This is a genomic window from Borrelia venezuelensis (genome assembly GCF_023035835.1).
Taxonomy (GTDB): domain Bacteria; phylum Spirochaetota; class Spirochaetia; order Borreliales; family Borreliaceae; genus Borrelia; species Borrelia turicatae.
Genome location: NZ_CP073220.1, coordinates 39,355 through 52,954, shown reverse-complemented (window position 1 = coordinate 52,954; position 13,600 = coordinate 39,355). Strand labels below are relative to the sequence as shown.

Genomic DNA, 13,600 nt, shown 5'->3' with positions numbered 1-13,600 from the left:
AATTCTAGTAGATAATACAAAATAGATGGAGGAGTTGTATGAAGCTAGCTATTAACGGTTTTGGGCGTATAGGTAGAAATGTTTTTAAAATTGCTTTTGAGAGAGGAATTGAAGTTATTGCAATAAATGACTTAACAGATCCTAAGACACTTGCTCATCTTTTAAAATATGATTCAACTTTTGGAATATATAATAAAAAAGTAGAGGCAAGAGATGGGGCAATTATAGTAGATGGAAAAGAAATAAAGATTATTGCTGAACGCGATCCAAAAAACCTTCCTTGGGGCAAACTTGGAGTTGATGTTGTAATTGAATCAACAGGTGTATTTTCATCAGCAACAAGTGATAGAGGTGGGTATCTTGATCATGTTGAGCATGCCGGTGCTAAAAAAGTAATTTTGACAGTACCTGCTAAGGATGAGATTAAGACAATTGTACTTGGTGTAAATGATCATGAGATTACTTCTGATTTGAAAGCTGTTTCTAATGCTTCATGCACAACAAACTGTCTTGCACCTCTTGCAAAAGTTTTGCATGAGACTTTTGGGATTGAACAAGGTCTTATGACTACTGTTCATGCTTATACAAATGATCAAAAAATCCTTGATTTGCCACATGCTGATCTTAGACGAGCACGAGCTGCGGCTCTTTCAATTATTCCTACTTCAACAGGTGCTGCTAAGGCTGTTGGACTTGTTTTACCTGAGCTTAAGGGTAAACTTAATGGTACTTCTATGAGAGTTCCTGTTCCAACAGGTTCTATTGTCGACTTTACAGTTCAACTTAAGAAAAAAGATGTTACAAAAGAAGAGATTAATTCTGCGCTTAAGAAAGCATCAGAGTCTAGAGAACTTAGTGGTATTTTAGGATATACAGAAGATCCAATAGTATCTTCAGATATTAAGGGAAATTCTCATTCTTCAATAGTTGATGGTCTTGAAACAATGGTGTTATTAAATGGTTTTGTAAAAGTACTTTCATGGTATGACAATGAATTTGGGTATTCTACAAGAGTAGTTGACCTTGCACAAAAGTTAGTGAAATAAGAGCAAAATAGTCTTGAGGTAGTTATAAATGTCAATAAAAACGATAAAGGATTGTGACTTTGCAGGCAAACGTGCTTTAGTAAGATGTGATTTTAATGTTCCCTTGAAAGAAGGGAACATTACTGATGATACCAGGATTAGGGCTGCATTACCTACAATAGAGTATCTTAAGTCTCAAGGAGCCAGAGTTATTCTTATGAGTCATTTGGGTAGGCCAAAGGGAGAGAAAAATCTTAAATATTCTCTTATGCCTGTTGCTAAAAGGTTGTCGGAACTATTAGGACAAGATGTTAAGATGCTACCTGATTGCATCGGTGATGAAGTAGCAACCACTGTTTCTTGTATGAAAAATGGAGATATTGTTTTGCTTGAGAATTTAAGATTTTATAAGGAAGAAGAAGAAAATTGTGATGCTTTTGTAAGGAAATTATCTCAAAATGGTGATATTTTTGTAAATGATGCTTTTGGAACTGCTCATAGAGCACATGCTTCTACAGCAGGACTTGCAGCTTATTTACCAGCTGTTGGTGGATTTTTAATGGAAAAAGAAGATGAATTTTTGGGCAAAATTTTAAGAAATCCTGAGAGTCCATTTGTTGCAATAATTGGTGGTTCAAAAGTTTCTTCAAAAATTGCAGTACTGGAATCTCTTTTGCCAAAATCAAATGTAATGGTAATTGGTGGTGGAATGGCATATACTTTTTTAAAGGTAGAAGGGTATTCTATTGGACAGTCTCTTTTAGAGAATGAGTATATTGATGTGGCTTCATCTTTTTTGAAAAAGGCAAAAGAATTAGATGTAAAAGTTATTTTACCACTTGATCATGTTGTTGCAAGTGAATTTAGGGAAGATTCTATTCCTGAGTATGTTGATTCTGTTGATATCCCTAATGATAAGGTTGGGATGGATATTGGTGAGAAAACTTTGAGAAAAATTGAAGAAGTTCTTGTTAGTGCAAAGACTGTGATTTGGAATGGGCCTCTTGGGGTCTTTGAATTTAATTCTTTTTCTAAAGGTACAGCAAAGGTTGCAGAATATGTTGCAAGTTGTTCTGGAATTACGGTTGTTGGTGGAGGAGATTCAGTGGCTGCTGTGAATAAATTTAATTTATCTGAAAAGATAACCCATGTTTCAACAGGGGGTGGCGCTTCTCTTGAATATCTTGAGGGAAAAGTTTTACCAGGTATAAAAGTGTTGGAGAAGTAAAATGAGAAAGATATTTTTAGCGGGAAACTGGAAAATGCACTATACAAGTATGGAAGCCGCAGGTGTTGCTAAACAAATTGTAGACGGAGTTAAAAATATTAAGGATGATGTTGTGGTTATGATAACACCTCCATTTACATCTCTTTGTAAAGTTTGTGAAGTTACGAGAGGAAGTAATGTTCTTCTTGGTGCGCAAAATATGTCTTATGAGGATAGTGGAGCAAGAACAAGTGAAATTTCTCCTTCTATGCTTTTGGAATTTGGGGTCGATTACGTAATACTTGGGCACTCTGAATGTAGAACTTATCTTGGGGATACTGATGAAGTAGTAAATAAAAAAGTTCTTGCAGGACTTAAACATCCATTTAAATATTTGATTCTTTGTATTGGGGAAACTCTTGAGGAGAGAGAGAATAATAAAACTTTGGATGTTGTTTTAAATCAGATTAGAAAAGGATTGATTTCTGTGTTTGAATCTGATCTTAAACGAATAATTTTAGCTTATGAGCCTGTATGGGCAATTGGAACTGGAAAAACGGCAACAAAAGAAGAGGCCCAAGAAGTTCACAGAGCAATTAGGCATGAGATTGAATCATTGTATTCAGTTTCAGCGGCAAATAACATTATTATTCAGTATGGTGGTTCTGTTAATATTGATAATGTGAAAGGCCTTATGGGTGAGAGTGATATTGATGGAGCATTGATTGGTGGTGCATCTTTAAAGGCCGATTCATTTTTGAATATAGTTAATAAGGTTGCCAAATAGAGGGGTTTATTTTGGAGTTATTTAGATTGTTAATTTTTGTCTTTTTTATTATTACTTCATTTATGATTGTTTTGTTAGTCTTATTTCAAGATGAACAAGGTGATAGTATTGGAGGCGTATTTGGAGGTGGTAGTTCTTCTATTTTTGGAGCAAAATCTTCAAATATTGCGATAAGAATTACAGCATTCTTTATTACGCTTTTCTTTATTTTTGTGATAGCATTGTCTTTTATTAATACCAGAAGAGTTGATAACAGTTTGTTAAAGGACGTTAAGACAAATGAAAAAAGTTCAACATTTTGGAATGATGATACAAATCAAAATGAAGAAAATGAAGATGTTGTTAATGAAGATACTTTAAAGAAAGAAAAATAATAAAATCTAAGTTAGAATGACTTGTCTGATAGGCTATTGAAATTAAATATTGGGCAAGTTAGCCTATTGAAAGTCTATTGAAATTTTATTGTGTTCTTTTAGATATTTTAAAGTTTGACTAAAATGATTTGAGCCTAAAAAACCGTTATGTGCAGAATAAGGGGATGGGTGACTTGTTTCAAGAATTAAATGTTTTGATGCATCTATTAATTCTTTTTTTCCTCTTGCAAAATTACCCCATAACATAAACACAACATTATTTAGGTTTTTTGAAATAATTTTTATTACTTCATTTGTAAAAATTTCCCAGCCAATGTCCTTGTGAGATGATGGACGTCCTTCTTCTACTGTTAATATTGAATTTAGTAAAAATACGCCTTGTGTTGCCCATCGTGTTAGATTTCCATTTGGAATAGTTTTAATTTTTAAACTTCTCTCTATTTCTTTAAAAATATTTTGTAGTGATGGGGGTATTTTGATATCTGAATTAACAGAAAAGGCTAAACCATTGGCTTGTCCTTTTCCATGATACGGATCTTGTCCAAGTATTACTATTTTTATATCTTTAAATGGCAAAGAATCAAATGCATTAAATATTAATTTTGGTGATGGAAATATTTTGTCCTTTTTAGTTTTATATTCGTTTTTTATGAAATTCACAAGTCTTTTGAAATAGCTTTTGCAAAATTCGCCTTTTAACATTTCTTTCCAAGATTCTTCTATCTTTACTTCCATTCTTATATTATATAAAAAATAAAATGTTTTTTAACATTTGAATTGGATTTTATTATTTTTTTATATAAAATTGTATTTTGTGAGTAATGAGATCTTGAAGAGAATAGAAATTTTGTCTGAATTTATCACGCAAAGAAGGCGAGAGAGAATAGATGAAGTGTTAAGTAATCGCACAAATTATTTGACACTTGTACTTGAAGATATTTTTCAGCCTCAAAATGCAAGTGCGACGATGCGTACGATTGAAATTTTGGGACTTAATAATATTCATATTATTGAGACCAATAATACATATACTTTAAATCCAGGTGTTGTTCTTGGAGCTTCAAAATGGATAGATATAATTAAATATCAATGTGTTGAGTCTGCATTTGATAATCTGAAGGGTAATGGATATAAAATAGTAGCTACATCATTAGATAATGAGGCTATATTTCTTGATGATTTTCCAATTGATGATAAAATGGCAATATTTTTTGGGACAGAATTAACAGGACTTAGTAATACAGTCTTAGAAAATGCTGATTTGCATTTAAAAATTCCAATGTATGGGTTTACTCAAAGTTATAATCTTTCTGTAGCCGTTTCAATAGTCTTTTATTCATTGATTAGTCGTTTAAGAAAAAGTTCTATTAAATATTTGTTGAATGAAGATGAAAAATTGGTTTTAAAACTTGATTATTATAGAAAAATTGTAAAAAAGTATCAGACTATTGAAAAACTTAAGCTTTTCTAACTTTCAAAGCATTTAAAAAATAATAGATAAAAGTATCAATTATCATGATTGTGATAGTAAAAATCCATGAGCTTTCTACCATGTTGATATTATTGCCAGGATATAATTGTGCTATCACATGCATTGAGATGTTAGCTAATATATAAGCTATACATGCGGAACATAATCTTGACAAATTATGATTTATCAATTTATTGCTTATGTTGTTCTTTTGTAATATAGAATATATTTTTATATTAACATAATTACATAAATATATAATGTATGTTCCAGTGAAAATTATTGCAGTATAGGAAGCATTGTTAAACAATACTTTTAAATGTATATTAGAAGTGTCAAATTCATTTTGTTGAAAATATAATGTAAAATGAATCATTATTACAAAAGTTATATGTATAAACATGTTTAATGTTGTTGACTCTATTGCTAATTTATCATTGTATTTTTCTGTAATCAGGTTTAATGAGCAAAGAATTGAGAGAAATATTATTCCTGCTAGGCTTATTTGCTGTTCGAATATAAATACTTTTTTCAATATGATGAGATTTGAAAGTATTGTCATAATGATGTTAAAACAAAAAAGACCCGATTTTCCAAACAGATAGTATAATAATGTTAATTGTAGGTATACAAATACTAGTAAGGTCATCCATAAAATCATGTCCATCATGTCATTAATTATAACATAGATTGATAGGCAATAGTTAAAGGGATATTGCTGTTATATTGAATTTTTTTTGTTTTGATATACACATTTTGCAATGTAAATGAAAGGAGTTCCTAGTATGCCTGCAAATCCTTTAATGAAATATGTGGAAATTACTATATCTAAATAAGCTTCTTTTGGGAATATATTAAAATATGTTGCAATACTTACAAAGATTATTGTGTCTATTAGCTCACTTACTAATGTTGAGCCGTTGCTTCTTATAAATAAGAATTTTGGGAATTTATCTTTAATAAATTGGTATAGGTATATGTCATTTAGTTGAGATATGATGTATGCGATAATTGATGCAACTAATAGAATTGGAATTGAAGAAAAAATGATTTCTAGGCTTTTTAAATATATATCGGAACTACTTGTTGAAAAATAAAGTTGAATATTTGTGATGAATGCGAAAGCTATGAAGCTTATAAATCCAATATAAACTGCTTTTTTTGAAATTTTTCGACCATAAAATTCTGATAAAATATCTGTTGCAACATATGATGAAGCATAAATAATATTACCAAGTGTGGCATTAAATCCAAATATTGTGATTTGCTTTAAAACTTGAATATTTGCGATAATTACAGATGATGTTACCCATGCGAACAATCCCTTTTTTCCAAAAAGTTTGTATATAATAATTAGACTTGAATAAGTACAGATTAACATAATGAACCATAAAATTTCGTTATTCAAAAGGACTCCCTCATCATTTATTATTTTATTTTTTATTAATATATTGTTGAATATATTAGGACTATTATAAGCTTTTAGATGTTGTTTTGCAAATTGGATTGTTTTGCCTTTTTAGGTGCATTTATGTTATACTTATTTTTTAAAGTATGATCAGGGGATGTTTTGGATTTGACTAAAAACTTTAGTAGCATAAATTGCAAGCAGAGGGAATCTCTTAAAATTTCTTTAATAAATGCAAAAAATAATAACTTTACAAGTTCAAATCTTGTAATGGCTGCTTAAATTAGCAGAGAGTTCTGTTGGATTTTGCTTTGAGGTTCAGCTTATACTCTTTCAAGACATCAAAGCTTGCTTAAAAATATTTCAAGTTGATTTTTAGGGACTTTTAAACTTGAGAGTAATTTGGCGGTTTGCTAGTTTTCCCAAACCTTGTTACTTTTTTTTAAAACACTAGCTAAGCTTGTAGATATTTATGATATTATTTTTAGGACGCGGGTTCAATTCCCGCCATCTCCAATATTGTGATGCATTAGAATACACATTTATTTAAAGTATTATTTGAAAAGCGTCCTATCGGAATCGAACCGACATCATTAGCTTGGAAGGCTAAGGTAATTAACCATTATACGAAGGACGCATAAAGAACAGAGTTGATTTTATAAAAAAAATGTACTTTATGTCAATTGATTTTATTATTAATTTTAGCTAGTATTTTTTTTATTTAGTAAGTACAATTATGTTAACTTTTGTGTGGGTTAATATAATATAAAGACTTTTTGTGTGGAGGATTTAATGGGCGAGAGAGGGGAAGTATATTCTGATAAGTTGTTTACAAATTCTGATAGAACTTATTTTTTTAATGTCAAAGAAAATAGAAAGGGCGATTATTTTTTAAATATTGTAGAGAGTAAGAGAAATGTTAATGGAGATTTTGAGAGACATTCGGTTTTTGTTTATGAAGAAAATATTGAAGAATTTGAGTCAAATTTATTAAGAGCTATTTCTGTGGTTAAGAAAAAAATTTCTAAGAATTCGGTTACAAGAGGGGACTATCATAATGATTTTGATCGACACAGAGAAAGGAGTAAAAACGGCAATCTTAGTTTTGACAGAAATTATCGTTTTTCAGACAAATCCAGAGATGAGAATAATTAAAATTTTATTTAAATGAGTTGAAAGCTTCTTCTGTGAAGCCTTGAAATTCCATATTTTTTTATTGCATCTTTATGTTCCTTTGTTGGATATCCTTTGTTTTTTTTAAGTGCATATAGAGGATAAATTTTATCGTATTCATCCATCAATTTGTCTCTTTGTACTTTTGCAATGATTGATGCTGCTTTTATCTCATTAATTATAGAATCTCCTTTAATTATTGCTTGGATTTTTTTAGCTTTTATTTTTGGAATAAATTTTCCGTCCACAAGTACCAAATTGCATTCTATATTTAATTTTTCATATGCAATTTGCATTGCAAGGAGTGAAGCATGATGAATATTGATTTTATCAATAATTTCATTAGGTACTTCTGCAAATGCATAATATGAATTTTCGAGTATTAATGATGATAGGTATTCTCTTTTTGATTTGTTAAGTTTTTTTGAATCATCTAGTGCATTTAAAAATTTGGGATTTCCTTTAAAAATAACAGCTGCACTTAAAACAGGTCCAAAGATACAACCTCGTCCAACTTCATCAATTCCACAAATCATCACTATTGATTATAATATGAAATTGTTCTTAGTAAATTAATTTTATTTATAATTTAATTGGGAGTGGCTTTGTTTTTAGAAAAAATAGGACTTTTAGGTTTTAAATCTTTTGTTAAAATGCAGGAATTAAAATTAAATAGTAGTTTAAATTTTATTGTCGGGCCTAATGGTTGTGGAAAAAGTAATTTGTTAGATGCAATTCGTTTTTGTATAGGAGAAGATAATTTAAGTGTTTTAAGAGTTAAATATATAACAGATTTGATTTCTGCTGTTAAGTCTGGAGAATCTAATTTTGCTGAAGTAACTCTTTTTTTTAATAATGAAGATTTATCTGTGAGTGATTTTAGAGATAGATTTTACATTAGAAGAAGGCTTTATAAAGATGGTACAAGTGAATATTTTTTGAATAATGATACTTTAAATCTTAAAAGTTATGAAAGTCTTATCAATAAGTTAAGGCTAAAGAATTCACCTTATATGTTTATTAATCAAGGTAAAATTGAAAAAATTTCTTCAAGTGGAAGTATTAATTTGAAATCTTTAATAGAAGAGGCGAGTGGAATAGATATGCTTAGAGTTGAAGAAGAACAGGCATATAAGAGATTGGAAAAGTCCAAAGAAAATTTGAATTCTCTTTGGACTTTAAGAGATGAGTTGAATGAAAAATATGAAAAGATCAAAAATGATTTTTTTCTTAAGGGTAAGTATCAAAAATTAAAGATGGATTTAGAGATATTGGAGAAGAATTTAAGATTAAAAAAACTCTTTAATGTTAATTTTGAGTTAAATGAACTTAAGAGCAAATTGGATATTAAGGATATAGATAAGATTTTATCTTTAAATAGCTTTTCTATTGAAAGTGTTAAGGAAAAGTTAGAATTTTATTCTTTTAGAGAAAAGAATGTTATTAAGAACATTGAGGTAATTAAGAAAGAAATTGAAACTTTAAAATCCAAATTGCTTGAAATAGAGATCAAAATTCAAAAATTAGAACATGACAGAAAAGGAAAATTGAATTTGGCAGATATTTTTATGAGCAATAAAGTGCAAATTGAATCGGTAAAGGTTGGCATAAATGAAGAACTAGTGGATTTAAATAATTCACTTCAATCTAAGAAGAAAGATTTTTTTACTGTTACTGATGAAATAAATAGGTATACTAGAAGTTTTTTTGAACTTGTTGATTTAGTTTTATCAATTTCTAAGGAGAGTAACATAGAAGAATTTGAACTGCTAAAGAAAAATATTTTGAATTCTTTAAAATATTTTGAGGATACTTTAAGTATAAAATATATTAAAGAGATTAGGGAAAATTTACTTAAGTATATAGTCAAAGAAGATAAGCTTTTAAATTTATTAAAGGAAAAAATTGAACCTATCTTTGAGCAGAATGTTGATTTAAGGAAATTTTTGCTTGCAAAAAATAATTCTAAGACTAGTCTTGCAAAGGAAATCACTACTATTGAGGGGCTGGTGTCGAATAAAACGGCAAAATTAAACGAGATATTAGGAGAAATTGAATATACAGAGCTTTCTAGGCTTAAGAATGAAGATGAGATTAAATTGATAGATAGTAATTTAAGATTTTTATTTGAAACTAGGGATGAACTTAGAGAAAGACTTAATAATTTGAACTTAAAATTAGATGAACTAAGTTTGGAGAGAAGTGATATTAATGTTAATTTGGATAAATTTTTAAGTGAAGCTAAGGGTAGTGAATTAGTTGCTAGTAATGAGATTAATTCTTTAAATTTGTTAGATGCTTTTAAAAATTCATCTTATTATGAATATATGAAAAAACAGGCAGAATATGATATTTTATTTAATTCTAGTTTAGATATTGCAGATGAGATAAAAGATTTTAATCTTGTTAATAAGAATTTAGAAAAATTTGAATTTACAGAAGATATGGCTAAAATAGATGCTTTACAAAAAGAAATTAATATGATTGAACATAATAATTATATTTTTTTTAATGTTGAGAGAGAATATAATGAGATAAAAGAAAAGGTTGAGAGAATAAGTTCACAAATAGATGATTTAAATTCGACTAAGGAATCTTTAAATAAGCTGAGAAAAAAAATAAAAAGGGAAATTGATAAAAGATTTAATGATGCTTTTAATGAAATTAATAATCATTTTATTTATTTTTTTAATCGAATGTTTAAGGGCAATGGGAGTCTTTTTTATGGTAAGGATTCAGGTGAGATAGAAATCAAAATAGACTTTAAGGATAAATTAACAAAGGGAAATAAAATGCTTTCTGGGGGTGAACATTCTTTAATTAGCATAGCATTTTTATTTGCTTTGTATTATTATTCTCCTGCTTCATTTTGTGTTCTTGATGAAATAGATGCTTCTCTTGATTTTGAAAATAGTAATAAGCTATCAGTACTTTTAAAGGAACTTGGTCAGAGAGTGCAATTGTTTATAATAACTCATAATATGTATGTTGCTCAAGGAAGAAAAAATTTAATCGGTGTTACTAGTGATAATGGAGAAAGTGTAATATTTAATATATAATTTATTAAGTATATTAGGGAATTTATTATGAGAGAGAAAAAATTTCGTTTTCAAAAATATTTTTTAATTTTGATACTTTTATCGATTATTATTTCTTTTTTTACTTATTTTTATTCATATAGAATGATTGAAAAGACTCGCAGTAATACAGAAGAACATTTAAATCAAAAATTAAAATTACTTAATATAGAAGATTTTTATTTTGATTTAAATTCTAGTCTAAATATGGATGATTTTTTTTTCCCCAAGCCTAATCTTCCTGATGGTAAGTTAGGAGATAGTGTAATGCATCATCAGTCAATTAGTGAAGAGCTTCTTAAGAGTCTTTGGGTAAAGTCAGATAATTTGTTTAATATTGATTTAGAGAAAGAAAATGAATCATTAGTTGATAAAATTTTGGAAAATTATAAGTGAGTAAAGAATGTTTTATTTATTTTAATTTTTTATTTTTTATTATTAATATTATACCTTCTTTAGCTTTTGAAAATCGATATAGTACTTATGAGCTTGATTTTAGTAGCGAGAAGCAAGAATTTTTGGTAAATACTAATTCAAAATTTAATTTTTTTTTTAAAGATTCTACTTGGATTTATATTAAAAATATTAAAAATAATGCCTTCATTAGGCTTTTATCAGAATCCTATCAAAATGGAGCTATGTTTACTTTTCAAACTTCAAAGAATATTGGAATTATTATATTGACTTTTAAATATCAAAATGTGAAGGATTCTAGGGAGTTTACTAAAAATGTGATTTTGAAAATTGCTAAGAGGGAAGAATCTTCCAATTTGAATGAGATGAATCCCAAAGGTAATTTAAGTTTAGATAAGTTTATTAAAACTGATAAGAGTAATAATAATTTAAGCTTGAGAGACATTATGAAGAGAGCTTTAAATTTATCTTACATTAATGACTATAAAGGAGCAATTGCATTACTTAATAAATACGATTTTGATGATAATGAATATACTTTATTAAAAGCCGAGCTTTATTATAAGAGTGGAGATTATCTGAATTCTTACTTAAATTACTTGAGTTTAAGAGATGTATACTTTAATAAGATTTTTTTAAATCTAATTGATCTTGGAATTAAATTAAGTAAGGTGGAAAATGTATTAAGAGATGTTAGATTTTTAGTAGAAAATAATATTGATTTTAGTGAGAATACTTATCTTGATATTCTTGAATTTTTGTTAATGAATGGCGAATATGAATTTTTTTTGAATTTAAGCTTGCTATACTATCCAAAGTATTTAAATGCAAGGTTTCCAGATAGATATAATTATTTGTTGGGCAAACTATATGAGACTGAGAGCAAGTATAAAGATTTTATAAAGTCTCTTAGTTATTATAAGAGAGTTATTGATAGCTATCCTTTTAGCAGTTATTATGAGCTTTCTAAATTGAGATTTTTATTTTTAAAACGGTTTTTTTAGGAGAATTTGGTATGATTAGACGTAGACTTACTAAACAACTTGAAGTTATTAAAGATTATCTTTGGGATATGAAGGAGTGTGTTCTTAAGATCATAGAAAACTCGTTAATAGCTTTGGAATCTAGAGACAAAAATTTGGCTAAAAAGATTATCAATGAGGATGAGAAAATGATAGATGATTATCAATATGATATTGAGGATTTATGTGGACGAATCATTGCTACTGAACATCCTGTCGCTACTGAACTTAGAGAGATTTTGGCAATTATTAAAATAATCAGTTCTCTTGAGCGTATTGCGGATCATTCTACTAAAATTGTAAAGGTCGTACTTCTTTTAGAATCTAATGTAGGTGATTTTTCTTCGGTTGACATTTATCAAAAGCCTTTAAGGGAGATGGCAGATACAGCAAAAGATATGCTTGCGAATATTTTTGATGCGTATTTTGATGGAGATTTTGTTAAAATACTTAAAATAGTAAAGTATGATAACATTATAGATAAATTATTTTCAAAGCAAAAAACTATTGTAATTGATGCGATGAAAAATAATCCAGAGAATTTAGATTATCTTTTAAATATATTATTTTTAAATAGTTTTTTAGAAAGAGTAGGAGATCATGTTGCAACGATAGGTGAGTTACTTTATTTTGTTAAAGTGGGAGAAAAAGTAAATCTGACTTAAAGAAGTATGATTTAAGTTATGAATAAACAATTTTCACTTATTTTTATTCAGTTGATTTTTTTATATGTTGCTGGCATGATGTATTCTAAATTTTTACTGTCTTTAATTGCTTCTGAATGACCAATGAGCAAATAAGAGTCATCTTTTAAATGTTGAGTGAATTTTTCAGCAAGTTTGTTTCTAGTTTTTTCATCAAAATAAATCATTACATTTCTGCAAAAGATTAAATCAAATTTTTTCTTGAATGGAAAAATTGCATTCATTAGATTCAATTTTTTAAATTGAATCATTTTTTTTAGTATGTCTTTGACTTCGAATTTGTCATTTGTAAGCTTATTTAAATATTTGATTTTTAGATGATTGGGAAGTGTTTTTACCCGATCTTCAGAATAAATTCCCAGTTTAGCTTCGTTAAGAACAGTAATGGAAATATCTGTTGCTAATATTTTTGCTTTGCAGTGAATTTTGTTGTTGTTTATGTGTTCATTTAATATCATTGCAATTGTGTATGGTTCTTCTCCACTTGAGCATCCAGCTGACCATATTCTAATTTCTTCTTCTCTTGATTGAGCCATTTGCTTAAGCATTTTGGGTAACAATTTTTTCTCAAGAAATTTAAAATGGTTAGGTTCTCTAAAAAAATAAGTGTGATTTGTTGATATTTTATCCACTAGTTCTATTAAAGATATTTGATTGTTTTGTTTTTCTAAGTAATTAATATATTCTGTAAAATTACTCAAATTTTTTGCTCTGATTGTTGATGATAATCGACTTTCAATTAGCAATTTTTTTTTATCGTTAAGATTAATACCGAAATTATTATAAATTATTTTGGTAAGCCTATTAAACTCTTCTTGATTTATTTTGATATTAAATTCATTATTCATACAAATTGTCTTTTATCATATTTTTTATTATTAAGTTATAGGGATCTCTTAAATTCCCAAAAACATTTTACGTACATTTATGATACCAAA

Annotated in this window: 15 protein-coding genes, 1 tRNA gene and 1 other RNA gene; 11 read left to right on the top strand and 6 right to left on the bottom strand. The window is 28.0% G+C overall.

Going from position 1 to position 13,600, the window contains the following annotated elements:
• The first annotated feature begins 38 nt into the window (after positions 1–38).
• Genes gap through secG form a run of 4 tightly spaced genes read left to right on the top strand, consistent with a single transcriptional unit; the run spans position 39 to position 3,393 of the window.
• Entirely contained in the window at positions 39–1,046 is a 1,008-nt protein-coding gene (gene gap, locus bvRMA01_RS00280) for a type I glyceraldehyde-3-phosphate dehydrogenase (RefSeq protein ID WP_011772018.1), read from the top strand.
• Positions 1,047–1,074: 28 nt separating this feature from the next.
• Positions 1,075–2,253, top strand: coding sequence for a phosphoglycerate kinase (locus bvRMA01_RS00275; RefSeq protein WP_011772017.1), 1,179 nt, complete (start codon positions 1,075–1,077; stop codon positions 2,251–2,253).
• Between the two features lies 1 nt (position 2,254).
• The gene (gene tpiA / locus bvRMA01_RS00270; RefSeq protein WP_247031359.1) at positions 2,255–3,019 is read left to right on the top strand and encodes a triose-phosphate isomerase; all 765 of its coding nucleotides are present in this window, start codon (positions 2,255–2,257) and stop codon (positions 3,017–3,019) included.
• Positions 3,020–3,030: 11 nt separating this feature from the next.
• Positions 3,031–3,393 (top strand): preprotein translocase subunit SecG, encoded by a 363-nt coding sequence (gene secG, locus bvRMA01_RS00265; protein WP_011772015.1) that lies wholly within the window; start codon positions 3,031–3,033, stop codon positions 3,391–3,393.
• 63 nt (positions 3,394–3,456) lie between these two features.
• Here the strand turns inward: secG and ung are convergent, their stop codons facing one another.
• Positions 3,457–4,128 (bottom strand): uracil-DNA glycosylase, encoded by a 672-nt coding sequence (gene ung, locus bvRMA01_RS00260; RefSeq protein ID WP_247031357.1) that lies wholly within the window; start codon positions 4,126–4,128, stop codon positions 3,457–3,459.
• A 79-nt stretch (positions 4,129–4,207) separates the two neighbouring features.
• Between ung and bvRMA01_RS00255 the strand changes: the two genes are divergently transcribed.
• On the top strand, positions 4,208–4,864 hold the full coding sequence (locus tag bvRMA01_RS00255; RefSeq protein WP_247031355.1) for a TrmH family RNA methyltransferase: 657 nt from the start codon (positions 4,208–4,210) through the stop codon (positions 4,862–4,864).
• Here the strand turns inward: bvRMA01_RS00255 and bvRMA01_RS00250 are convergent.
• Positions 4,851–5,426 (bottom strand): VUT family protein, encoded by a 576-nt coding sequence (locus tag bvRMA01_RS00250; RefSeq protein WP_236842838.1) that lies wholly within the window; start codon positions 5,424–5,426, stop codon positions 4,851–4,853. The two genes, bvRMA01_RS00255 and bvRMA01_RS00250, sit on opposite strands and share 14 nt — an antisense overlap.
• A gap of 159 nt (positions 5,427–5,585) precedes the next feature.
• A complete protein-coding gene (locus bvRMA01_RS00245) occupies positions 5,586–6,272 on the bottom strand; it encodes a queuosine precursor transporter (protein ID WP_247031353.1) in 687 nt (228 codons plus the stop codon).
• A gap of 153 nt (positions 6,273–6,425) precedes the next feature.
• On the opposite strand from bvRMA01_RS00245, the gene ssrA reads away from it, so the two are divergent.
• Positions 6,426–6,791, top strand: a transfer-messenger RNA (tmRNA) gene (gene ssrA / locus bvRMA01_RS00240).
• Positions 6,792–6,836: 45 nt separating this feature from the next.
• Here the strand turns inward: ssrA and bvRMA01_RS00235 are convergent.
• A tRNA-Gly gene (locus bvRMA01_RS00235) sits at positions 6,837–6,909 on the bottom strand.
• Positions 6,910–7,064: 155 nt separating this feature from the next.
• On the opposite strand from bvRMA01_RS00235, the gene bvRMA01_RS00230 reads away from it, so the two are divergent.
• Positions 7,065–7,427, top strand: coding sequence for a DUF3276 family protein (locus bvRMA01_RS00230; RefSeq protein ID WP_081422774.1), 363 nt, complete (start codon positions 7,065–7,067; stop codon positions 7,425–7,427).
• Positions 7,428–7,435: 8 nt separating this feature from the next.
• Here the strand turns inward: bvRMA01_RS00230 and bvRMA01_RS00225 are convergent, their stop codons facing one another.
• Positions 7,436–7,981, bottom strand: coding sequence for a ribonuclease HII (locus bvRMA01_RS00225; RefSeq protein WP_041178404.1), 546 nt, complete (start codon positions 7,979–7,981; stop codon positions 7,436–7,438).
• 69 nt (positions 7,982–8,050) lie between these two features.
• Between bvRMA01_RS00225 and bvRMA01_RS00220 the strand changes: the two genes are divergently transcribed.
• The 4 genes from bvRMA01_RS00220 to phoU are packed head-to-tail and all read left to right on the top strand — an operon-like array spanning position 8,051 to position 12,623.
• A complete protein-coding gene (locus tag bvRMA01_RS00220; RefSeq protein WP_247031351.1) occupies positions 8,051–10,504 on the top strand; it encodes an AAA family ATPase in 2,454 nt (817 codons plus the stop codon).
• Between the two features lie 27 nt (positions 10,505–10,531).
• Entirely contained in the window at positions 10,532–10,918 is a 387-nt protein-coding gene (locus tag bvRMA01_RS00215; protein WP_247031349.1) for a hypothetical protein, read from the top strand.
• Entirely contained in the window at positions 10,915–11,940 is a 1,026-nt protein-coding gene (locus bvRMA01_RS00210; RefSeq protein ID WP_247031347.1) for a hypothetical protein, read from the top strand. The genes bvRMA01_RS00215 and bvRMA01_RS00210 overlap by 4 nt, the downstream gene beginning before the upstream one ends.
• An 11-nt stretch (positions 11,941–11,951) precedes the next feature.
• The gene (phoU, locus tag bvRMA01_RS00205) at positions 11,952–12,623 is read left to right on the top strand and encodes a phosphate signaling complex protein PhoU (RefSeq protein WP_011772005.1); all 672 of its coding nucleotides are present in this window, start codon (positions 11,952–11,954) and stop codon (positions 12,621–12,623) included.
• A gap of 47 nt (positions 12,624–12,670) precedes the next feature.
• Here phoU and bvRMA01_RS00200 read toward each other — a convergent pair whose 3' ends face one another.
• Positions 12,671–13,510 carry a CheR family methyltransferase gene (locus bvRMA01_RS00200; RefSeq protein WP_247031345.1) on the bottom strand — a complete coding sequence of 280 codons (840 nt, stop codon included), beginning with the start codon at positions 13,508–13,510 and terminating at the stop codon, positions 12,671–12,673.
• Positions 13,511–13,600 lie beyond the last annotated feature (90 nt).